Origin of the sequence: Rhodoferax sp. WC2427, from assembly GCF_040822085.1 — a bacterium.
In the GTDB taxonomy this organism is placed as follows: domain Bacteria; phylum Pseudomonadota; class Gammaproteobacteria; order Burkholderiales; family Burkholderiaceae_C; genus Rhodoferax_B.
In genome coordinates this window covers 2,362,693-2,382,194 of sequence record NZ_CP162006.1, presented here as the reverse complement: position 1 = coordinate 2,382,194, position 19,502 = coordinate 2,362,693, and the positions used below count along the sequence as shown (strand labels likewise).

Here is a 19,502-nt window from a genome sequence, read left to right as displayed (position 1 = left end):
AGACTGGGCCTCTACGCTCCCGCTACCAGATCCCCTCACGCCATGCACACCATCCGAAGCCTCGCCGCCCTGTCCTCGATCCTGGAAACCCGCGGCGCTGCAGCGGCCATCCAGCACCTGAACGCAGGCGTGGCGCACCGCTTCACCGCGGTCTACCGTCTGGACGGCGACATCCTGCGCAATGTGCTGCTGTGGGACAAGCAGGGCGAAATCCGCCCGGCATATCTGGCCGAAGTGCCCTTGGCCACCAGTTTTTGCCAGTTTGTCTTGCGCGACGGTGTATTCCGAACCACCAACTCTGCCACCGACTCCCGCCTGGACGGCCACCCCTACCAGGGGGTGATGGTCTGCTACCACGGCGTGCCCCTGCTCACTGCCCAGGGCGAACTCTGGGGCACCCTGTGCCACTTCGATGTGCAGGAATTGCCGCTGTCCGATGCAGAATTTGATCTGCTGCAGCAGACCGCCCAGCTGTTGCCAGGCTATTTGCCACAGGCCTGATGCCGTGTTCAGGAGTCTTGGCCTGCTTGCAGCGCCTTGACCTCTTGTTCCAAGGCCTCAGTGGCATCTTCCAGCACCTTGGCGGATTCGTTCAGGCGCTTTTCCAGCACATCGGTGCGCGCTACGGCCTGGTCCACATCGGCGTGGTGCGGCGCACCCGGAATTTGGGTGTCCAGCACCGCATGGACCACACCCAGCTCCTCTGCCACCTCCTTGATCTCTTCGGCCACCTGCTTGTGCTTTTCCAGCGCGTCGGCAATGGCGTAGGTAGAGGACGTTTCGGTGGATTGGAACTGCAGTGGCGAGGTAGTAGGCATAACAAATAGCATTAAAAACAAACAATAGAAATGCCTGTGGGCGGTGGGTACCGGCTGGCATAGCAAACAGGCCCATTTCCACACCGCGCGTGAGCCCCTAGTATAAATACCCCGCCCGGTGATATCCAGTTTCGGGCCATACGCCCCAACGCGCCATGGCCACGCTGGCGGACAATGGCGGTTTTACCTACCGCACCGCACCATGTTCACAGGCATCATCCAAGCCACCGCCACCATTGCAGCCCTGCAAGACCGCGACGGCATGCGCAGCTTCACCCTCGCGTTTCCCCCCGGCTTTTGCCAGGACCTGGCCATCGGGGCCAGCGTCTCGGTTGACGGCGTGTGCCTCACCGTCACCGAGCTGGTGTCTGGCACCGCCGCCGCGTTCGACGTGATGCTGCAAAGCCTGAACATCACCACCCTGGGCCGCTATGCGCAGGGCAGTACGGTGAACGTGGAGCGCGCCGCCAAGGAAGGGGCCGAAATCGGCGGCCACCCGCTCTCGGGCCACGTGGATTTCTGCACCACCCTGACCGATGTGCTGCTGACCGACACCAATTGCAAGCTGCGCTTCGCCATTCCCGAGGCCTTCCGCAAATATATTTTTGCCAAGGGCTACATCGCCATCAACGGCGCCAGCCTTACCGTCTCGGAAGTGAACCGCCAGGAGGGCTGGTTCGAGGTCTGGCTGATCCCCGAAACCCGCCGCGCCACCACCTTTGGCCAGATCCAGGCGGGCGACACGGTCAACATCGAGATCGAGCGCAGCACCCAGGTGGTGGTCGACACTGTGCGCGAAACCGTGGCCGAGAGCCTGGGCAAGCTGCAGCCGCTGCTGGAGGCCTTGCTGAAAGAAAAAGGCCTGTCGCTGGACGATTTTGTGGGCGTGCCGCAATTGCCCAAGTAAGCGGCTGCTTGCATGCCACACTCTTTTTTTGATAGCTGCTCGTGCCGATGGGATCAGCACAAAGGCAGGATTTGATCCACAGCCGCAAGGACCGACATGGCCAAGGACACCACCACCCCGGGCGAGTCACCCGCCGCATTGATTGATGCACGCATCCAGGAACTGGGCGGCTGGCGGGGCCAGACGCTGGCCCGGGTCCGCGCGCTGATCCTGCAAGCGCTGCCGGGCGTGGTGGAGGAATGGAAATGGCGCGTGCCCGTCTGGTCGCACCACGGCATTCTGTGCACCGGCGAGGCCTACAAGACCGCCGTGAAGCTCACCTTCCCCAAGGGGGCCAGCCTGCCGGACCCTTCGGCCCTGTTCAACGCCAGCCTGGAAGGCCACACCCGCCGCGCCATCGACCTGCACGAGGGCGACACCGTCGACGCAGACGCCTTCCAGACGCTGATCCGCGCGGCGGCAGTACTGAACAAGCCACCGGGCCGTTAAGCCCAGCCCCTCACCACACCTGGGTGTTGGCCGCCTCCAGCGCCCGCTGGTCGGCAAATTTGGCGGCCAGAAAGTCCAGAAACAGCCGCACCTTGGACGACAGGTGGTGGCGCTGCGGGTAGATGGCGTAAATGTCCGACGGCGAACCCTCCCAGCCCGCCAGCAGCCGGCGCAACTGGCCCGAGCGCAGATACGGGGCCACGTCCCACTCCGAGCGCAACAGAATGCCATGCCCGGCCAACGCCCAGTCCACCGCGATCTCGCCAAAGTTGGTGCTCAGGCCGCCGTACACCTTCACCGTTTCCTGGCGCTGCCCGTCGGAGAGCTGCCAGTTGTTGAAGGCCGTGCTGCTCTCGCGGATCACGATGCACTCGTGCTGGTGCAGGTCGCGCGGGGTGGTGGGCTCGGCCCGACCCTGCAGGTAGGCGGGTGCGGCGCACAAAAAACGCCGGTTCGGGGCGATCTTGCGGGCCAGGATGCGCCGGTCGGGCGGTTCGCCAAAGTGGATGCCGATGTCCATGGCGTGGGCCGCCAGGTCCAGCGTACGGTCGGTGAGTTGCAGCACGATTTCCACCGACGGGTACAGCCCGCGAAACTCCGAAATCGCGGGCGACAAATGGCGGCGGCCAAAACCAAAGGTGGCGTTGATGCGCAGCACCCCGTGCGGCACCTCGGCCCCCGCCGCCAACGACCGCTCCAGCCCCTCGATCTCGCGCAGCAGGCGGCCGCCCTCCTCCAGGTAGCGCTCGCCCTCGGGCGTCAGGCTCAGGCGTCGGGTGGTGCGGTTCAGCAGGCGCACGCCCAGGCGCTGCTCCAGCTGCGCCAGGCGGCGGCTCACGGCGGGCGGGGTCACCCCCAGCTCCAGCGAGGCGGCGGCCAGGCTGGGCTGGCGCGCCAGCGTGGCGAAGAAGTTGAGGTCGGGCGTGTTTTTCATTCGTGCATATTAGTACCGAATGAATTGCATTGTGGCCCATTGATGCATGCCATGCGGCGCCGTACCATCGGTGCACCTCCACTTCTACGGCCCACCATGCTGCACACCGCCCTCCCCGCGCTCCTGATGATGTTGGCGCTGGGTGCTGCGCTGGGCTTTGTGGGCGGGCTGTTTGGCATTGGCGGCGGCATCATCGTCATCCCGCTGCTGGTGGTGGGCTTTGGCATGGACCAGGCCGTGGCGCAGGGCACCGCCCTGGTCATGATGGTGCCCAACCTGCTGATCGCCTGGCGGCGCTACAGCCAGCGCCACCCCGTCGCCCTGAAAACCGCGCTGCAGATCGGCATGCTGGCCTGCCTCACCACCTGGGCCGTGGCCCACGTGGCGACCCGCCTGGCGCCGGACACCATGCGCACCGTGTTCAGCCTCTTTCTACTGGCCCTGGCGGTGCGCCTGCTGACCAAAGCCCCGGCCAGCCCCACCGCCGTGGCGCCCCCACCGCGCAGCCTGCGCTGCATGCCCCTGGTGGGCGTGGTGGGTGGCGGCGCCATGGGCCTGCTGGGCGTGGGCGGCGGCCTGGTGGCCACCCCCATCCTCACCGGCTGGTTCCGCCAGAAGCAGACCGTGGCCCAAAGCCTGTCGCTGGCCCTGGTCGCCCCCAGCGCCATCATCGCCCTGCTCACCTACAGCGCCGCGGAACGCGTGGACTGGAACATGGGCCTGCCCCTGGCCATCGGCGGCCTGTTCACCGTCTCCGCCGGGGTCGCCGTGGCCCACAAACTGCCCGAAAAGCGCATGCAGGCCGCGTTTGCCTGGATGGTGCTGTGCACCGCGGTGTGGATGCTGGTGAAGCCGTTGGTGCTGGGGTAAGGCCGCTGGGAACCTGTTTCACAGGTGGCTACAAAACTCCGGCACCGCCTGCCAGTCGCCGCTGCGGCCATCCACGTACCGGATGGGCAAGGCCGCCAGCTCGGCGTCCGGCACACCCGCCAGGCAGCCCACGTTGACCCCGTACATCTTGCCCATCGGCGTGTCGGTGCCAATGCCAAACGCCCGCACACCGCAGTGCTTGCAAAAGTAATGCTGGTTCTTGCGGGTGTGGAACAGGTACTGGGTGAGGTCCGCCTGCCCGGCCAGCAAGCGAAAGCCCTCTTCGCGCGCCACCGCCGCCCAGAAGCGCGTGCGGCTGCAGATGGAGCAGTTGCAGCGGTAGGTGTTTTGCGTCAGGTCCAGATCGGCCTCGAACCGGACGGCACCGCAGTGGCAGCTGCCTTGGTAGGTTTTTAGCATGGGAGGCTCCGTGGGGTGGGGTGCTGGCCCGCTGGTGGGTCGGCGAAGGTGGATTAGAGCCAGGCTGTGGGGATTGCGCAAGGGCCGGTAGGATAGGTTTGCTTTGCGTCCGTTGCCAAGCACCAATCCACTACACAATGCATAGCTTCTCACGCTGATGGAATAAGCGCAGAGGCCGGTTTTTCTTCATGCCCATCCTGCACTTGTTCAAACTGCCGTCACTGCGACGGCTGGCCCTTTTGCTGTTGCTGGTCGTGCCGGTGGCCAGCTGGTTGGTGGTGAAGCCGGTGCGGGTGGTGGCCCCCACGCTGGCCGGGGTGACCTGCCCTACCGCACAGATCTGCCTGGACGATGCGTCCCAACTGGCTGCAGCCACCGCGCTACTGGCCGAGGCCCAGGGCTTTGTGGCCACCCGCCTGGCCCCCTTGCGCAAAGCCCCGCGCGTGGTGTTCTGCAGCACGGCCGCCTGCGCCGATGCATTCGGCCTGGGTGCGCGCTCTGCCGTGACCGTCGGCACGCAGGGCACCGTCATCGGCCCGCGCGCCTGGAAACCCTACTACCTTCGCCACGAACTGATCCACCAGTTGCAGGCCGAGCGGCTGGGCGTGCTGGGCACCATGTTCAAACCCGCGTGGTTCGTCGAAGGCATGGCCTACGCGCTCAGCGGCGACCCGCGTGCGGTGTTGGCGGAGCCTTGGCAGGGGTATCGGGCGCGGTTTGGGGATTGGTTTGCGGGGGTGGGGGGCGGCAATGTTTGGGCGGCGGCTGAGGGGCTTTGGGTGGCAGAATTTGGCCAGAAACAGACACTGAAGCCGCTCGGCTGTCGCTCTCAATGAAGCCACTAAATTTACTTGCCCTCGGATTGGTAATGTCAGGATTTGGAGTCGCCTACTCTGCGCCGTTCGATGGCACATGGACGATTGATTTGCGTTCTCCTGCACAGAGGAAGTCAAATGCCGAGTGCGGCTCGGCGATGTTCGTACTTAAACAAGACGGAAACAAGATAACTGGCGACCATCAGATGGCAACCGCAGGATGTAGTCGGCTCAATGTGGGCGGAGAGGATACCGTGCGGGGGATGGCGCGAGGTAACAGTGCGGAACTCACCGTAACCAGCGGTAGAAACGGAGAGGTCGTTCGAGGCCGAGCAACGCGCGTAGGGGAATCCTTGCAATGGAAAGTTACGGAGCAGGTGACACCCGGTAGTCCTGAAAGCGATTCCGGGCTAATCCTGCGTCACGGGATTCTTGAGCAAAGGCGGCGGTAATGCGTGCTGCGACGTCTCTGTTCTGGGTCCAAAGCGGACCCTAAAAAATTTCTTTCTACGATCCATCGGCCAACACTACACATTCAATAGCTATCCACGCTGATTCCACAAGCACAAACCCCAAATCCCATGCCCAACATCCTCCCCCCCACCTCACCATCCTCACCGGCGCCTCGCGCGGCATGGGCCTGGCCATGGCAGAACAACTGCTGCAGGCGGGGCACCATCTGGTGTGCATCTCGCGGCAAACGAATGCCCAGCTGGTCGCCCCGGCGGGCAGTGCGCTGGAGCAGTGGCAGGCGGATCTGGCAGACAGTGTGCCGGTGGCGCAGCGGCTGGGTACCTGGCTGCAGCAGCAGGACGCGGCGCGGTGGTCCAGTGTGACGCTGATCAACAACGCGGGCACCTTGGCGCAGCTCACGCCGCTGCGGGATGCCGATGGGGCGGACCTGGCGCAGGCGCTGCGGGTGGGGTTGGAGGCCCCGATGCAGTTGACGGCGGCATTTTTGGGGGCCACGCGGGGCTGGCCGGGGCAACGGCGGGTGTTGAATATTTCGTCGGGGCTGGGGCGGCGGGCGATGGCGGCATCCGCCGCTTACTGCGCGGCCAAGGCGGGGATGGACCACTTCACGCGCTGCGTGGCGCTGGACGAGGCGGGGCAGGTGAATGGGGCGAAGGTGTGCTCTCTCGCGCCGGGGGTGATCGATACCGACATGCAGGCGCAGTTGCGCGGGGCGGACGCGGGGGCGTTTGCGGACCAGGGGGCGTTTGCCGATTTGCACCGCAAGGGGCAGCTGACGTCGCCGGGAGATGCGGCGGCGCGGGTGTTGGCGTATTTGGGGCGGGGGGATTTTGGGGCGGAGGCGGTGGCGGATGTGCGGGGGTGAGTCGGCTGCAGGGTTGCCTCACCGCCAATAGGGGTCGGAGCCCAAATGCGGGCTACGGCACCTATCGGTAGCAGCGGTGTGGCGCGCAATTGGGATCCGACCCCCTATTGGCTACCGCCGCTATGTATTTGGTAGCTACTCACGCCCATTCCATAAGCGCTAGCGGCTTGTAGGGCACTAATAAATCTCGGGTACCACAATCTCTTGCGGCACCGGGTTGCGGATGTAATCTTCGTGGCGCTCGCGCTCGGGAAGAACGATGGAGGGGTGCTCTACTTCGTTGTAGGGCATTTGCTGCAGCAGGTGGTGGATGCAGTTGAGGCGGGCCTTCTTTTTGTCCACGGCCTGCACCACCCACCAGGGGGCTTCGGGGATGTGGGTGCGCTCCAGCATCACCTCTTTGGCCTTGGTGTATTCCTCCCAGCGGCGGCGGGATTCTAGGTCCATGGGGCTGAGTTTCCACTGCTTCAGCGGGTCGTGGATGCGGCCCAAAAAGCGCAGGTGCTGCTCCTGGTCGGAGATGGAAAACCAGTATTTCACCAGCTGGATGCCGCTGCGCACCAGCATGCGCTCGAACTCGGGCACGGTGCGGAAGAACTCCTCGTACTGGTCGTCGGTGCAAAAGCCCATCACCCGCTCGACCCCGGCGCGGTTGTACCAGCTGCGGTCAAACAGCACGATCTCGCCCGCGGCGGGCAGGTGCGACACGTAGCGCTGGAAGTACCACTGGGTGCGTTCGCGGTCGTTGGGCGCGGGCAGCGCGGCCACGCGGCAGACGCGGGGGTTCAGGCGCTGGGTGATGCGCTTGATGACGCCGCCCTTGCCTGCGGCGTCGCGGCCTTCGAACAGGATCACCACCTTGTGGCCGGTGGCGACCACCCAATCCTGCAGCTTGACCAGCTCGGCCTGCAGGCGGAACAGCTCGCGAAAGTACTGGCGGCGGGCTTCCTTGTGGGCTTCGGTGGCGGGCTCGGCGTCGTCCTGGCCCGAGAGGATGCGGTCGTCCATTTCCAGCTCCAGCTCTTCGTCGTAGCTGTCGATCAGGTCGCGGTGCATGCGCTGCACCATGTCGTCGTTGGCGTTCAAGGGCTTCTCCAGATACAAATGGGGTTACGGTAGCCGGGACATGTGTCACTGGCATGACAAAACCGTGTCAGCTTGTTTGACCCGAATTTGGTCGAAGATAAGACTTGTATGGCAGAAGTGTGCGGTCTACCATCCGCCACCGACCGCGTTCTATCGACGGTTGGAGTAAATATGAAATAACTTTTATGGCTCGGAGTGCTCTGCACCCGAGTCCATGAAAGTTAAAAGGAGACAAGTTTTGCCACTCGGAATGGACATATCCGCCGATGAAACAACCATGCTGCAGGCCATTTTCTGGTCGGCGGGGGCATCGCGTCTAGCACTGGCCGAACAGCTGGATTTTTCCAAAAGCAAAACCAACAGCCTGGTCGCCGCTCTGCTCGACGTAGGCCTGCTGGAAGAAACCGGGCTCAAGGCCTCCAGCGGTGGCCGCCGCCCGGAGACGGTGCAGATCAACCCCGGCCTGGGCGTGCTGGTGGCCGCCGACCTGGGCGCCACCAGCCTGGACATCGCCATCCTGCGCCCCGATTTATCCGTGCTGGCCCGCCACTCGGAAGCCGCCGACGTGCGCGCCGGCCCCGGCCTGGTGATGGCCCGGGTGCGGGTGCTGGTGCACGAGCTTCTGGCCCAGTGCGGAGCCACCAAGCGGCAACTGGTTGGCATCGGCATGGGCGTGCCCGGCCCGGTGGACTTTGCCAGCGGCCAGCTCGTCAACCCGCCACTGATGCCGCAGTGGGACAGCTTTTCCATCCGCGACGCGCTGCGCGAAGACTTTGCCGCGCCGGTGTTTGTAGACAACGACGTGAACACCATGGCGCTGGGCGAGCTGTGGCGGCTGCAGCGCCGCCTGCAGAACTTTTTGGTCATCAAGGTGGGCACCGGCATTGGCTGCGGCATCGTCTGCCACGGCGAGGTGTACCGGGGTGCCAACGGCTCGGCGGGCGACGTGGGCCACATTTGCGTAGACACCGCCGGGCCGCGCTGCCACTGCGGCAACCTGGGCTGCGTGGAAGCCATGGCTGCCGGTCCGGCCATCACCCGCATGGCACTGGAGGCCGCAGCATCTGGCGAAAGCCCGTGGCTGGCGGCCTGCCTGGCCAACACCGGGGCCATCACCCCCGAAGACGTGGGCAACGCCAGCCGCCATGGCGACGCGGCGGCCAACCACATCATCCAGCGCACCGGCAACCTCATCGGCCAGATGCTGGCCTCGGTGGTGAACTTCTTTAACCCCTCGCACGTCTTCATTGGCGGCGGCATCACCCGCATCGGGCCGCTGTTTCTGGCCTCGGTGCGGCAAAGCGTGTACCAGCGCTCGCTGGCCCTGTCCACCCGGCACCTGGAGATCCAACTCACCCCGCTGGCCGAGCAGGCCGGGCTGGTGGGCGCGGGCGTGCTGGCCATGCAAGAGACCTTGAAAAACAAAGGAAGCCCGCGATGAGCGTAAACGTGGAATTCGACAGCGTGGTCAAAGAGTTTGGCCCGGTGCGCGTGCTGCACGGCGTGAGTTTTGCGCTGCAGGCGGGCCACACCGTGGGCCTGCTGGGCGAAAACGGCGCGGGCAAGTCCACGCTGATGAAGATCCTGGCCGGGTTCGAGGTGGCCACCGGCGGCACGCTGCGCATCAACGGCCAGCCCCAGCACTTCACCACCTCGCGCCAGGCCGAGGCGCAGGGCATTGTGCTGATCCACCAGGAGTTCAGCCTGGCCGAAGACCTGACGATTGCGCAAAACCTGTTTCTGGGCCACGAGAAGAAAAAGGGTTGGCAAAACGGGTGGTTATTGGACGACGTGGCCATGCAAACCGAGGCCGCCAAAGCCATCGCCCAGGTGGGCCTGCAGGCCGACGTGAACACCCGCGTGAAGCACCTGATCGTCGCCGAAAAGCAGCTGGTGGAAATTGCCCGCGCCCTGCTCCGCAAGGCCCGCCTGCTGATCATGGACGAGCCCACCGCCACCCTCACCCCGGGCGAAACCAAGCGCCTGTTTGCGCTGATGGCGCAGCTCAAGGCCGACGGAGTCACCCTGGTCTACATCTCGCACAAGCTCGACGAGGTGGAGCAGGTGACCGACGAGGTGGTGGTGATGCGCGACGGCCGCTTTGTGGCCCGCGAAGAAACCAAGAATTTGACCCGCCAGCAAATGGCCAGCCTGATGGTGGGCCGCGAGCTGACCGACCTGTACCCACCCAAAGCCCCCCACGCGCCCGCCGCTGCGCCCATGCTCAAGGTGACCGGGTTGACCGTGCCCGGCTGGGCCACCGACGTGAGCTTCGAGGTGCGCCCCGGCGAGATCCTGGGCTTTGCCGGGCTGGTGGGCGCGGGCCGCACCGAGTTGTTTGAAGGCCTGCTGGGCCTGCGCCAGCGCACCGCAGGCCGCATCGAGTTGCAAGGCCAGGCGGTGGACCTGAAAAGCCCCCGCGCTGCCGCGCAGCAGGGCCTGACGTATCTGAGCGAAGACCGCAAGGGCAAGGGCCTGCACGTGCACTTTGGCCTGCGCGAAAACCTCACCCTGATGGCGCTGGAGCGCTACACCCACCCCTTTCTGGACCCGCAGGCCGAAATGGCCGCCCTCAAAACTGCGGTAGACGACTACGGCATCCGCACTGGTGACTTGCAGAGCAAGGCTTCCAGCCTGTCGGGCGGCAACCAGCAAAAGCTGGCCCTGGCCAAGGTGCTGCACCCGAGCCCGAAGGTCGTGGTGCTGGACGAACCGACACGCGGCGTGGACGTAGGGGCCAAGCGCGACATCTACTTTCTGGTGCAGCGCCTGGCCCGCGAGGGGCTGGCCGTGGTGGTCATCTCCAGCGAGCTGATGGAGCTGATAGGCCTGTGCCACCGCGTGGCGGTGATGCGCGGCGGCCAGCTGCAAACCGTACTTGAAGAACACCAGTTAACCGAACAGGAACTCATCCGCCATGCCACAGGAAGCCACTAAATCCCCCCGCACCGCCACCCACTGGATGGGCCGCCTGCACGGCATGGGCCCGGTCATCGGCCTGGTGCTGCTGCTCATCGCGGGCACGCTGCTCAACAGTAATTTCGCCACGTTGGACAACGCCATGAACGTGCTGACCCGCACGGCCTTCATCGGCATCATCGCGGTGGGCATGTGCTTTGTGATTGTCTCGGGCGGCATCGATTTGTCGGTGGGGTCGATGGCGGCGCTGATCGCGGGCAGCGTCATCATGTGCATGAACACCCTGGGGCCGATGCTGGCCTTGCCGGTGATGGTGGTGGCCTTGGGGATGGCGCTGGCGCTGGTGCTGGGGGCGCTGTTTGGCCTGGCGCACGGCCTGCTGATCACCAAGGGCCGCATCGAGCCCTTCATCGTGACGCTGGGCACGCTGGGTATCTTCCGCGCCTACCTGACCTACTTTGCCAACGGCGGCGCGATCACGCTGGACAACGATTTATCGGACGTGTACAGCCCCGTCTACTACGCCAGCCTGCTGGGCGTACCGATTCCGGTGTGGGTGTTTTTGGTGGTGGCGCTGCTGGGCGGCGTGATCTTGAACCGCACCGCCTTTGGCCGCTACGTGCAGGCGATTGGCTCCAACGAGCAGGTGGCCCGCTACGCCGCCGTGGACGTGGACCGCATCAAAATTTTGACCTACGTGCTGCTGGGCGTGTGCGTGGGCATCGCCACCCTGCTGTACGTGCCGCGCCTGGGCTCGGCCTCGCCCACCACCGGCCTGCTGTGGGAGCTGGAAGCCATTGCCGCGGTGATTGTGGGCGGCACGGCGCTCAAGGGCGGCGCGGGCAGCATCACCGGCACGGTGGTGGGGGCCATTTTGCTGTCGGTCATCAGCAACATCCTGAACCTCACCAGCATCATCAGCGTGTACCTGAACGCCGCCGTGCAGGGCTTTGTGATCATCAGCGTGGCATTCATGCAGCGCAGCAAACGTTAGTGTTCCAACCCGGTAGCCACAAGCTACTTTTTATCCACCTGTAGGAGACAAAACCATGAAAAAACTGACCCGTAGACTCGCCCTTACCGCCGTGGCCTTGGCCGCCCTGGCCACCGCGCCCAGCTTTGCACAAGAAAAAGTCGTGCTCGGCGTGGCCACTCCCGCCGCCACCCATGGCTTTACCGGCGGCATCGTGTTCTGGGCCAACCAGGCCAAGAAAGACCTGGAGAAGGCCCACCCCGGCCTGCAGGTCATCGTCAAGACGGCCTCCGGCGCGCCCGAGCAGGCCAACCAGTTGCAGGATCTGCAAACGGTGAACAAGATCAACGCCCTGGTGATCTTCCCGTTTGAATCGGCATCGCTCACCAAGCCGGTGGCGCAGGTGAAAAGCAAGGGCGTGTACGTCACCGTGGTGGACCGTGGCCTGACGGATACCAGCGCGCAAGATGCCTACATCTCGGGCGACAACACCGCCTTTGGCAAGATCCCCGGCGAGTACCTGGTCAAGGCCATGGGCGGCAAGGGCAACATCGTCGCCATGCGCGGCATTGCCACCACGCTGGACAACGAGCGCATGGATGCCTTCAACGCCGCCATCAAGGGCAGCCCCGACATCAAACTGCTGGATGCCAAATACGCCAACTGGAACCGCGACGATGCCTTCAAGGTCATGCAGGACTACCTGACGCGCTTCAAACAGATCGACGCCGTGTGGGCCGCCGACGACGACATGGCCGTGGGCGTGCTCAAAGCCATCGACCAGGCCAAGCGCACCGACATCAAGATCGTCTTCGGTGGCGCCGGTGCCAAGGGCATGATCAAAACCCTGATGGACGGCAAAGACCCGCGCATCCAGGCCAACGTGTCGTACTCGCCCAAGTTCATCTACGACGCGATCAAGCTGACAGCCGAAGCACGCCTCAAGGGCGAAAAGCTGCCCGCCACCTACATCATTCCGTCGGTGCTGATCACCAAAGAGAACGCCAGCCAGTTCTACTTCCCTGATTCGCCGTTCTAAGCGAGAGCAGCCCTCACCCTAACCCTCTCCCGCACGCGGGAGAGGGGACTGGGCGCGCTCCCTCTCCCGCGTGCGGGAGAGGGCTGGGGTGAGGGTCTCTATAGCCACACTCCAAAATTTAAACAAAAAAGTGCTCTACAGCCCATTCCATAAGCGTAACCAGCTATAAAACCCATAGTAACCATGACAACCCACCGCAAACTCCGCTACGCCATGGTCGGCGGCGGGCGCGATGCCTTTATTGGCGCAGTGCACCGCAAAGCCGCCGCATTGGACGGCCAGATCGAACTGGTCGCAGGCGCCCTCTCCAGCAGTCCCGACAAGGCCCGCGCCTCGGGCCGCGACCTGTTCTTAGTCGATGACCGCAACCACGGCAGCTGGCAAGATTTACTGGCCGACGAACTCAAGCGCCCGGCGCACGAGCGCATCGACTTCGTCAGCATCGTCACCCCCAACCACCTGCACTTCCCCGTCGCCCAGGCCTTTGTGGAGGCGGGCTTCCACGTGGTGTGCGACAAGCCCCTGGTGCACACCAGCGCGCAGGCCCAGGCGCTGGTGGATGCCGTCAAGCGCCAGGGCACGGTCTTCGGCGTCACGCACAACTACACCGGCTACCCGCTGGTACGGCAAATGCGCGAGATGGTGCGCAGCGGTGCCATCGGCACGGTGCGCAAAGTCATCGTGGAATATCACCAGGGCTGGCTGGCCACCGCCGTGGAAGACACCGGCAACAAACAAGCCGCCTGGCGCATGGACCCGGCCCTGAGTGGCCTGGCCGGTGCCATGGGCGACATCGGCTCGCATGCCGAAAACCTGATGACCACCGTGACCGGGCTGGAGGTAGAGAGCATCTGTGCCGACCTGGCCGCCACCGGCGCGGGCCGCACGCTGGACGACGATGCACAAATGCTGCTGCGCCTGCAAGGCGGCGTGCGGGCGGCCTTGCTGGCCTCGCAAATCTGCGTCGGCAATGAAAACGACCTGCGCCTGCGCGTCTTTGGCAGCAGCGGCACCCTGGACTGGAGCCAGGAGAACCCAAACCGGCTCACCCACACCCCGCTCAACGATGCCCCGCGCACCCTGACGCGCGGCGGCCCCGGCCTGTGCGAGGCGGCGATAAAAGCATCGCGCCTGCCTGCAGGCCACCCCGAAGGTTTCATCGAAGCCTTTGCCAACATCTACCTGGGCGTGGCCGCCGACATCCGCGCCCGATTGGCCGGTGGTGTGGCCAACCCGATGGATGCCGACTACCCCCGGGTAGAAGACGGCGCGCGCGGCGTGCGCTTCATCGAGAAAGTGCTGGAATCCGCCCAAAGCGCCCAGAAGTGGACGGCGATGGCGTAAATTTCGCCCTCCCCCGCCGGGGGAAGGCCGGGGTGGGGCCGGCATTTGCTACGCCTTTAATAGCTTCTCACGCTCATCCAATGGGCACGAGAGCCTTATTTCACCCCTAAAACCGTCTCAGCCCGCGATGAGCATCTGGTAGATGTCGTCCTTGATCTTCAGGCGCTTCTTTTTCATGTTTTCCATCGCCTCGTCGGCAATCGCGCCGCCGTCCTGTTCGATCTTGGTGATGGCGTTGTTGACGGCATCGTAGTCATTGAACAGGTGCAAAAAACGCGAGCTGCTGAGCTTCAGGCTGCGCATCTTGCCGATGAGCTGCGGGAATTCATGGGCCAGGTCGTGGTTGAGTAGTTCCATGGTGTCTCCTTGTGGTGAATCTTCTAACTGCTCTGAAAATTTGCAGACCGGAAGGTCAAAACCAGGGTGTCGCGGTGCCCGCCCTCGGCGGTCGGCTGGATGGGGGTGGACTCGTGCACCACGCGGGCATCGTCGAGCAGCAGCATCGTCCAGGGCGCGGTCATGGTGAAGCGCTGGCCGTGGGGGCCCTCGGCTTCAAACACCCGGGTTTCGCCGCCCTTGATGCCTTCGCGGCCCACCAGCAGCACGGCCACAAAGTCCACACCGTCGCGGTGCGCGCCCTCGGGCGTGGGGCGGCCAATGCCGTCGGTGGTGTCGATGCGGAACTGGTGCGCTTCCACGTACCAGGGGGCCTGGCCACTGCCTTTGAGCGTGGTGCAGATCTGCCCCAGCGCCAGCAGCAGCTGGGTCCATGCGGGCTGGGCGACGGTAGTGGCCAGCATGGGTGCAAACCAGCGCTCCATGCCGCCGTGCAGGGCGTTGTACTCCACCGGCTGCCAATGCGGGCGGTGCGGCACCTGTTCAAGCGTGTCGCCTTGCAGCACAAAGCAGGCGTGGCGGCGGCGGCGGTAGCGGCCACCGTCTTTCAAATAGGCGTCGGGCTGCAGGTCGTCCCAACTGGGGACCAGCGCGTTCAAATCGGCCAGCGTGCAGCCCGCCAATGAAGCCACGCCTTCGGGGCTGAAGGCTGCGTAGGCCTGGCGGCGCAGCACGTCCACGGCCTGGGCGGGCGGCGTGGTGGGGGGAGAAAGCAAAACAGCGCTCATGCTTCGATTTTCACGCCTTTCCAGAAAGCCACGCGGTCGGCGACTTCTTCGGCACCCATCTTGGGCGTGGCGTAGTACCAGGCCGCGTCGGTGTTCATCTCACCGTTGACGATCAGCGAGTAGTAGCTGGCCTGCCCTTTCCAGGGGCAGGTGGTCTTGTGGTTGCTGAAACCTACAAAGTCGTGGTTCAGCGAACTCAGCGGGAAATAGTGGTTGCCTTCCACCACCGCGATGTCGTCGCTCTCGGCGATCACAGCGCCGTTCCAAATGGCTTTCATGGGGACTCCTTCGGGATAGCGCCTAAGGATATACCAGTCCACACCGAGTCCCGGTTGCGATCAGTCAAGGAACAAGGTTTCGGTACCATGCCATTTTTTGCCCACCGGAGCCCCAACCATGACCACCAACCACCAGATCCGCCTTGCCAGCCGCCCCCAGGGCCTGCCCACCCCCGCCAACTGGATGGCCACCACCGAGCCGGTGCAGCAGCCTGCGGCGGGTGGCGTGCTGGTCAAGGTGCTGAGCCTGTCGCTCGACCCGGCCATGCGCGGCTGGATGAACGAGGGCAAGAGCTACATCCCGCCGGTGGGCATCGGCGAGGTGATGCGCGCAGGCGGCGTGGGCGTGGTGGTGGTATCCAACAACCCGCTGTTTGCCGTGGGTGACCACGTGTCGGGCTCGCTGGGCGTGCAGGAGTACACGCTGATCCCCCAGGAGCAGCTGCGCCGCAACGGCCTGTTCAAGATCGACCTGGCCCTGGGCAGCCTGACGCAGTGGCTCAACGTGCTGGGCATGCCCGGCATGACGGGCTACTTCGGCCTGCTGGATATTGGCCAGCCGCAACCGGGCGAAACCGTGGTGGTGTCGGGTGCCGCCGGTGCCGTGGGCCAGACCGTGGGCCAGTTGGCCAAGATCAAGGGTTGCCGCGTGGTGGGCATTGCGGGCGGCCCGGCCAAATGCGCCTGGGTGGTCGAAACCCTGGGCTTCGACGCCTGCATCGACTACAAGGCCGGACCGGACGCGGTGCGCGAGGGCCTCAAGGCGCACTGCATTGGCGGGGTAGACGTGTACTTTGACAACGTGGGCGGCGACATCCTCGACCAGGTGCTGGCCCAGCTGGCCCGCGCAGCCCGCATCGTCATCTGCGGCGCGATCAGCCAGTACAACACCACCACGCCGGTGCAGGGCCCGAAAAACTACCTCAGCCTGCTGGTCAACCGCGCCCGCATGCAGGGCATGGTGGTGTTCGACTACGCCGACCGCTACCCCGTGGCCGTGGCCGAGCTGGCCGGTTATCTGAAAGACGGCCGCATGGTCAGCAAGGAGGATGTGGTGGTGGGGCTGGACACCTTCCCCGAGACGCTGCTGAAGCTGTTTGCGGGCGAAAATTTTGGCAAGCTGGTGCTGCAGGTGGCGCAAGAGTAAAGCTAGCTGTAGTGGGGCCACGCATGCTCAGCGCGACGCGAATCGCCGCCTGCCGGGTCCATGTACCGGGGCATTGCTGGGCCAGCCCCAATCGCCAAACCCGGTCTGGCGGTAGTCGAGATAGGCTTGCCGAATTTCGTCGGCCGAGTTCATGACGAACGGGCCGTCTTGAACGACAGGTTCGGCCATCGGCCGCCCTTGCAGCATCAAAATTTCGCTGGACTCCGCGCCATTGACCACTGCTACGGGTTCTGTGCAGCAGATTTCCATGGCGGATGGTTGGCCCACGGTCTGGCCGTCGATGGTCAATGTGGCACCTTTGAAAAAGATCAACTGTCTACGGGTGCCGCTCCCCGGAGCGGGGGGTAGCGTCCACCTCGCACCTGGGGACAGGGTGATGTTCCAAAGGGCCACGTCGGCGGACGGGTCTGCAGCCCAGGAATTCGGCGGAGGCGCAGGCGGTGCGCCGCTGTCCAAGTCGCAAGGTTTTCCCACAATGCACAAGACCTCGGTGTGGCCATCCGCGTCGCTTGCCCGGTAAACGGGTATCTCTTCAGCCCAAAACATTTTGAAGTTCGGCTCCACCACCTTGCTGCGCGCAGGCAGGTTGAGCCAAATTTGAAACAGCTCCAGAGGGTTGGGTCCGTCTTGGTTGAGCAACGGAAACATCTCGGCGTGGACAATACCGCGCCCTGCGGTCAGCCACTGGACGTCACCTGCACCGAAGCGGGCGCTGGCACCCGTCGAGTCCGAATGGTCCACCACGCCTTCTCGAAGAATGGTGATGGTCTCGAAACCGCGGTGCGGATGGGCCGGAAATCCCGGCACCGTGCGACCAAAGTACATGCGCCAGCCGTCTTGCCCCTGCATATCCCGGCCCAGCGTGTGCCCTGCCAGGGATGCGGCAGGCCCCCATTCGGCATTGCCTTGCGGATAGCTGTCGATATGGTGTACGCAGACAAGGAACGGGTCGATGGTCTCCCATGGAGAGCCGAGTGGGCCGATCTTGAGAATGGAAGAAGTCATAGGTGTTCGGGTGCAAGAAAGGGCCAGGCAGCCGAGGCACAACCAGGGTGCCTCGGCTGCAGCGTTGCGCGGCAAGACCGCGGGCGGAACTTAGTTGTTCAGCTTGATGAGGTTCTGCAACACCAAGGGACCACCTCTTTCCAGCAAGACGCCCACATCGCTTACCTTGCCGAGCAGGATGGGCGCGAATCCCAGATCAGCCACCAGTTGTGCGATGGTTGCAGCGCTGGCATTGTCATTGCCCGCCACAAACATCACGCGGCGGCCACCGTTTTCCGTGGGGTCCATCGCCAACAATTTCGCGGGCAACTGGTTGAGTGTCTTGACCACTTTGGCCCCCGGGAACGCGGCCGCCACCACATCGCTGGAGGCCTTGCCGGCAAGCGCTTCGGGCGGTACACCGTAGGTGTTCATCGCGTCCACAATGGTTTTACCCTCCCAGTTTGATAGCGCAGCACCCACAGCCGTGTGGGCGAGGAAGGGAATAGCCAGAAAGATGGTGTCCGCCCGAAGTGCATCCTGCAGCGACATGGCCTCGACGTTGCCGCCCAGTTCAGCCGCCAGTGCGGCCAGGGAATCGGGTCCGCGGGTGTTGGCGATGCCGACGGGAATGCCATTGCGGGCGAATTGGCGGGCCAGGGCTGTGCCGACGTTGCCGGAGCCGATGATGGAATAGGTCATGGTAATTTCCTTGAAAAAATAGGTGGGGAGGGAGGAGTGATGGCGCTTAGGCCGTAATAGCCGCGATGTCTGCCAGCGCGCGGGCGACAGCGGCTTCTTTGGCCTCTGGGCCAAACGCAATGCCCTCTGCGCGTACGACGGTCACGTCCGTCACGCCCAGGAAGGACAACAGGCCGATGAGGTAGCTCTCTTGGTGCTCCAGCGCGGCGGCAGGGCTGCCCGCCGAGTACACGCCACCGCGAGATGACGCAATGAAGGCGCGCTTGTGCTTTAGAAGCCCTTCGGGGCCCGCCTCGGTATATTGGAAGGTCTTGCCGGCCACCGCAATGCGGTCAATCCAGGCCTTGAGCGGTGTCGGAATGGACAGGTTGTACATGGGTGCACCGATGACCAGAACGTCAGCGGCGAACAGTTCGTCCATGTAAGCATTGCCTTTGAGCAGGTCCGCAGTGATGGTGGCATCGTCAGCGGCCACGCCCTGGAAGGCGGCCATGTGCGCACCGGACAGATGCAAGGCAGGGTCGGCTGCCAGGTCCCTAGACACCACCGTGATGTCCGGGTGCAAGGCTTGGTGGCGGGCGACGATTTCGGCGGAAAGCTGGCGGCTCACGGAAGCGGTGCCGAGTACGCTGGAGTCAAGATGGAGAAGTTGCATGGTTGGGCTCGAAGATATGGTGGTGGGTGGTTTGCGGATGGATTACTGTTTGACGGCTTCAACTTGCACCACAAGCTTCACCGTATCGGGGATACCCAGGTTGATGCCCCAACCCATGCCCCATTGGCTGCGTTGGAGAGTGGTTTCGAAATCGCCGCCGCAGACTTCGCGCTTGAGCATCGGATTGGTGTAGCAATTGAAGTTGCTGGCCTTGAGCAAAACGGAGTGGGTTTGGCCTAGCAAGGTGAGCTGACCGGCCACTTCGCTGACCTTGTCGCTGGTAAAGCTGAAGCTGTTTGCAACAAACTTCGCAGCGGGAAAACTGGCGGAGTTGAAAAAACTGTCGCTCTGCAGATGCTTGTCGAACGCTGCCGTGCCGGTACTGATAGAGCTGGTTTCAAGCGTCAGTTCGACCGTGCCGGTCTTGGCCAACTTATCGAGTTGGATGCTGCCTTCTTTCTTGTCGAAACGGCCGCGGTTGGTGGAGGTGCCAAAGTGGCTGACCTCGAACGTCACAAAGGTGTGGGTGGGGTCGATGCTGTAGGTGGCGACCTCCGCGTGGGCGGCGCCGACAAAAGCAGTGGCAGCCCAAGCTGCCGCAATCAGGGTGGAACGCATAAAAGTCCTTCAAAGTGGTT

23 protein-coding genes are annotated in these 19,502 nt (G+C 64.1%); 12 read left to right on the top strand and 11 right to left on the bottom strand.

What is annotated here, in order from left to right:
* Positions 1 to 42: 42 nt before the first annotated feature.
* Entirely contained in the window at positions 43 to 501 is a 459-nt protein-coding gene (locus AB3G31_RS11285; RefSeq protein WP_367850261.1) for a GAF domain-containing protein, read from the top strand.
* An 8-nt stretch (positions 502 to 509) separates the two neighbouring features.
* Here AB3G31_RS11285 and AB3G31_RS11280 read toward each other — a convergent pair whose 3' ends face one another.
* Positions 510 to 818, bottom strand: a complete 309-nt coding sequence (locus AB3G31_RS11280) for a hypothetical protein (protein WP_367850260.1) — start codon at positions 816 to 818, stop codon at positions 510 to 512.
* Between the two features lie 202 nt (positions 819 to 1,020).
* On the opposite strand from AB3G31_RS11280, the gene AB3G31_RS11275 reads away from it, so the two are divergent.
* Positions 1,021 to 1,725: a riboflavin synthase subunit alpha gene (locus AB3G31_RS11275; protein ID WP_367850259.1), complete on the top strand. Its 705-nt coding sequence runs from the start codon at positions 1,021 to 1,023 to the stop codon at positions 1,723 to 1,725.
* 96 nt (positions 1,726 to 1,821) lie between these two features.
* Entirely contained in the window at positions 1,822 to 2,214 is a 393-nt protein-coding gene (locus tag AB3G31_RS11270) for a DUF1801 domain-containing protein (protein ID WP_367850258.1), read from the top strand.
* A 10-nt stretch (positions 2,215 to 2,224) separates the two neighbouring features.
* Here the strand turns inward: AB3G31_RS11270 and AB3G31_RS11265 are convergent, their stop codons facing one another.
* Positions 2,225 to 3,148, bottom strand: a complete 924-nt coding sequence (locus AB3G31_RS11265; RefSeq protein WP_367850257.1) for a LysR family transcriptional regulator — start codon at positions 3,146 to 3,148, stop codon at positions 2,225 to 2,227.
* 96 nt (positions 3,149 to 3,244) lie between these two features.
* Between AB3G31_RS11265 and AB3G31_RS11260 the strand changes: the two genes are divergently transcribed.
* Positions 3,245 to 4,018 carry a sulfite exporter TauE/SafE family protein gene (locus tag AB3G31_RS11260; protein WP_367850256.1) on the top strand — a complete coding sequence of 258 codons (774 nt, stop codon included), beginning with the start codon at positions 3,245 to 3,247 and terminating at the stop codon, positions 4,016 to 4,018.
* Positions 4,019 to 4,036: 18 nt separating this feature from the next.
* On the opposite strand, the gene AB3G31_RS11255 is transcribed toward AB3G31_RS11260, so the two are convergent.
* Positions 4,037 to 4,438: a GFA family protein gene (locus tag AB3G31_RS11255; protein ID WP_367850255.1), complete on the bottom strand. Its 402-nt coding sequence runs from the start codon at positions 4,436 to 4,438 to the stop codon at positions 4,037 to 4,039.
* Between the two features lie 188 nt (positions 4,439 to 4,626).
* On the opposite strand from AB3G31_RS11255, the gene AB3G31_RS11250 reads away from it, so the two are divergent.
* Together AB3G31_RS11250 and AB3G31_RS11245 are read left to right on the top strand one after the other, a co-directional pair.
* Positions 4,627 to 5,274: a hypothetical protein gene (locus tag AB3G31_RS11250; RefSeq protein WP_367850254.1), complete on the top strand. Its 648-nt coding sequence runs from the start codon at positions 4,627 to 4,629 to the stop codon at positions 5,272 to 5,274.
* 613 nt (positions 5,275 to 5,887) lie between these two features.
* The gene (locus AB3G31_RS11245) at positions 5,888 to 6,592 is read left to right on the top strand and encodes an SDR family NAD(P)-dependent oxidoreductase (RefSeq protein ID WP_367850253.1); all 705 of its coding nucleotides are present in this window, start codon (positions 5,888 to 5,890) and stop codon (positions 6,590 to 6,592) included.
* A gap of 177 nt (positions 6,593 to 6,769) precedes the next feature.
* Here the strand turns inward: AB3G31_RS11245 and ppk2 are convergent, their stop codons facing one another.
* The gene (ppk2, locus tag AB3G31_RS11240) at positions 6,770 to 7,678 is read right to left on the bottom strand and encodes a polyphosphate kinase 2 (RefSeq protein WP_367850252.1); all 909 of its coding nucleotides are present in this window, start codon (positions 7,676 to 7,678) and stop codon (positions 6,770 to 6,772) included.
* A 277-nt stretch (positions 7,679 to 7,955) separates the two neighbouring features.
* On the opposite strand from ppk2, the gene AB3G31_RS11235 reads away from it, so the two are divergent.
* From AB3G31_RS11235 to AB3G31_RS11215, 5 genes are all read left to right on the top strand, one after another.
* Positions 7,956 to 9,119 carry an ROK family protein gene (locus AB3G31_RS11235; protein WP_367850251.1) on the top strand — a complete coding sequence of 388 codons (1,164 nt, stop codon included), beginning with the start codon at positions 7,956 to 7,958 and terminating at the stop codon, positions 9,117 to 9,119.
* Complete coding sequence (locus AB3G31_RS11230; protein WP_367850250.1) at positions 9,116 to 10,615, top strand: sugar ABC transporter ATP-binding protein; 1,500 nt, start codon at positions 9,116 to 9,118, stop codon at positions 10,613 to 10,615. Before AB3G31_RS11235 ends, AB3G31_RS11230 begins: the two co-directional genes overlap by 4 nt.
* On the top strand, positions 10,596 to 11,591 hold the full coding sequence (locus AB3G31_RS11225) for an ABC transporter permease (protein ID WP_367850249.1): 996 nt from the start codon (positions 10,596 to 10,598) through the stop codon (positions 11,589 to 11,591). The genes AB3G31_RS11230 and AB3G31_RS11225 overlap by 20 nt, the downstream gene beginning before the upstream one ends.
* 55 nt (positions 11,592 to 11,646) lie before the next feature.
* The gene (locus AB3G31_RS11220; RefSeq protein ID WP_367850248.1) at positions 11,647 to 12,609 is read left to right on the top strand and encodes a substrate-binding domain-containing protein; all 963 of its coding nucleotides are present in this window, start codon (positions 11,647 to 11,649) and stop codon (positions 12,607 to 12,609) included.
* A gap of 183 nt (positions 12,610 to 12,792) precedes the next feature.
* Entirely contained in the window at positions 12,793 to 13,953 is a 1,161-nt protein-coding gene (locus AB3G31_RS11215; RefSeq protein WP_367850247.1) for a Gfo/Idh/MocA family protein, read from the top strand.
* Between the two features lie 117 nt (positions 13,954 to 14,070).
* Here AB3G31_RS11215 and AB3G31_RS11210 read toward each other — a convergent pair whose 3' ends face one another.
* From AB3G31_RS11210 to AB3G31_RS11200, 3 genes are read right to left on the bottom strand one after another with little or no spacing between them, the layout of a single operon-like run.
* Entirely contained in the window at positions 14,071 to 14,310 is a 240-nt protein-coding gene (locus AB3G31_RS11210; RefSeq protein WP_367850246.1) for a YdcH family protein, read from the bottom strand.
* Between the two features lie 23 nt (positions 14,311 to 14,333).
* Positions 14,334 to 15,077, bottom strand: coding sequence for a 2OG-Fe dioxygenase family protein (locus AB3G31_RS11205; RefSeq protein ID WP_367850245.1), 744 nt, complete (start codon positions 15,075 to 15,077; stop codon positions 14,334 to 14,336).
* A complete protein-coding gene (locus AB3G31_RS11200) occupies positions 15,074 to 15,355 on the bottom strand; it encodes a DUF427 domain-containing protein (protein WP_367850244.1) in 282 nt (93 codons plus the stop codon). Before AB3G31_RS11200 ends, AB3G31_RS11205 begins: the two co-directional genes overlap by 4 nt.
* A gap of 118 nt (positions 15,356 to 15,473) precedes the next feature.
* Between AB3G31_RS11200 and AB3G31_RS11195 the strand changes: the two genes are divergently transcribed.
* Positions 15,474 to 16,502 carry an NADP-dependent oxidoreductase gene (locus AB3G31_RS11195; RefSeq protein WP_367850243.1) on the top strand — a complete coding sequence of 343 codons (1,029 nt, stop codon included), beginning with the start codon at positions 15,474 to 15,476 and terminating at the stop codon, positions 16,500 to 16,502.
* A gap of 27 nt (positions 16,503 to 16,529) precedes the next feature.
* Here the strand turns inward: AB3G31_RS11195 and AB3G31_RS11190 are convergent, their stop codons facing one another.
* The 4 genes from AB3G31_RS11190 to AB3G31_RS11175 form a co-directional block, all read right to left on the bottom strand.
* A complete protein-coding gene (locus tag AB3G31_RS11190) occupies positions 16,530 to 17,528 on the bottom strand; it encodes a pirin family protein (RefSeq protein WP_367850242.1) in 999 nt (332 codons plus the stop codon).
* Between the two features lie 90 nt (positions 17,529 to 17,618).
* On the bottom strand, positions 17,619 to 18,209 hold the full coding sequence (locus AB3G31_RS11185) for an NADPH-dependent F420 reductase (protein WP_367850241.1): 591 nt from the start codon (positions 18,207 to 18,209) through the stop codon (positions 17,619 to 17,621).
* A 46-nt stretch (positions 18,210 to 18,255) separates the two neighbouring features.
* Positions 18,256 to 18,864 carry an FMN-dependent NADH-azoreductase gene (locus AB3G31_RS11180; protein WP_367850240.1) on the bottom strand — a complete coding sequence of 203 codons (609 nt, stop codon included), beginning with the start codon at positions 18,862 to 18,864 and terminating at the stop codon, positions 18,256 to 18,258.
* Between the two features lie 42 nt (positions 18,865 to 18,906).
* Complete coding sequence (locus tag AB3G31_RS11175; protein WP_367850239.1) at positions 18,907 to 19,482, bottom strand: YceI family protein; 576 nt, start codon at positions 19,480 to 19,482, stop codon at positions 18,907 to 18,909.
* Positions 19,483 to 19,502: the final 20 nt, after the last annotated feature.